We start from the raw sequence: 253 nt of genomic DNA, 5'->3' as shown, positions 1-253 counted from the left end.
CAAGCCGTAAAAACGAGAAAAATCTACACACTTGGTCATTCTATCGTTTAGCACAATTCATTGAATACAAAGCGAATTTAGTTGGTATTAAGGTAGAATATGTGAAACCTGCTTATACAAGTCAAACATGTCCGAAATGTTCTGAAAAGAACAAAGCACCAGACAGAAAATACAAGTGCCGATGTGGATTTGAGAAACATCGTGATATTGTTGGGGCGATGAATATTCGCTACGCAACTGTGATTGATGGTAA

1 protein-coding gene is annotated in these 253 nt (G+C 37.2%); it reads left to right on the top strand.

Going from position 1 to position 253, the window contains the following annotated elements; genetic code table 11:
- Positions 1–253, top strand: a 253-nt coding sequence (locus tag ACS2QP_RS28190; RefSeq protein WP_438883127.1) for an RNA-guided endonuclease TnpB family protein, incomplete at both ends; no start/stop codon positions are given.

Origin of the sequence: Bacillus cereus group sp. Bce019 (assembly GCF_051781745.1) — a bacterium.
GTDB lineage: Bacteria > Bacillota > Bacilli > Bacillales > Bacillaceae_G > Bacillus_A > Bacillus_A cereus.
Note: the sequence above shows the minus strand (reverse complement) of the source record. Positions and strands in the feature narration are given on the sequence as shown.